Origin of the sequence: uncultured Amaricoccus sp., assembly GCF_937858865.1 — a bacterium.
Taxonomy (GTDB): Bacteria; Pseudomonadota; Alphaproteobacteria; order Rhodobacterales; family Rhodobacteraceae; genus Amaricoccus.
In genome coordinates, this window is sequence record NZ_CALLYO010000261.1 from 1 (window position 1) to 1,085 (window position 1,085).

The window sequence follows — 1,085 nt, forward strand, 5'->3', positions numbered from 1 at the left end:
TGCGCCACGAACCCGGAGTCGGAAGAACATGATCGTCGAGCTCGGGCATCTCGCCCTCATCCTCGCCTTCCTCGTCGCGGTGGCACAGGCGACGGTGCCGATGATCGGCGCCGCGCGCGGCTGGTCGGACTGGATGCGGCTCGCGGTGCCGGCGGCGCTGGTGCAGTTCGCCCTCACCCTCGCCGCCTTCGCCGCGCTGATGTGGTCGTTCGGCGTCTCCGACTTCTCGGTCCGCCTCGTCGCGCTCAACTCGAACTCGGCGCAGCCGATGGTCTACAAGCTGGCCGGGACCTGGGGCAACCACGAGGGCTCGATGCTGCTCTGGATGCTGATCCTCACCCTCTTCGGCGCGATGGTGGCGATCTGGGGCGGCAACCTGCCGCCGGTGCTGAAGGCGCGCGTCCTTGCCGTGCAGGCGACGATCGCCGTCGCCTTCTTCGGCTTCATCCTCCTCACCTCGAACCCCTTCCTGCGCCTGCCCGTCCCGCCGATCGACGGCAACGACCTCAACCCGCTGCTGCAGGACCCCGGCCTCGCCTTCCACCCGCCCTTCCTCTACCTCGGCTACGTCGGGCTCTCGATGGCCTATTCCTTCGCCATCGCCGCGCTGATCGAGGGGCGGATCGACGCCGCCTGGGCGCGCTGGGTGCGGCCCTGGACGCTGCTCGCCTGGGTGTTCCTCACCATCGGCATCGCCTTCGGCTCGATCTGGGCCTACTACGAGCTCGGCTGGGGCGGCTGGTGGTTCTGGGACCCGGTCGAGAACGTCAGCTTCATGCCCTGGCTGATCTCGGCCGCGCTCCTCCACTCGGCGATCGTGGTCGAGAAGCGCGACACGCTGAAGAGCTGGACGATCCTCCTCGCCATCCTCGCCTTCTCCTTCTCCCTCGTCGGCGCCTTCGTCGTGCGCTCCGGCGTCATCACCAGCGTGCACGCCTTCGCCAACGACCCCGAGCGCGGCATCTACCTGCTCTGGCTGCTCGCCGCCTTCATCGGCGGCTCGCTGATGCTCTACGCCTGGCGCGCACCTGTGCTGCGCTCGGACGCGGTCTTCGCCATGGTCAGCCGCGAGAGCGGGCTCGTCG

1 protein-coding gene is annotated in these 1,085 nt (G+C 69.0%); it reads left to right on the top strand.

Annotated features, from left to right (window positions below; genetic code table 11):
- Positions 1 to 28: 28 nt before the first annotated feature.
- A partial coding sequence (locus Q0112_RS07345) for a heme lyase CcmF/NrfE family subunit (RefSeq protein ID WP_297973373.1) occupies positions 29 to 1,085 on the top strand: 1,057 nt, incomplete at its 3' end.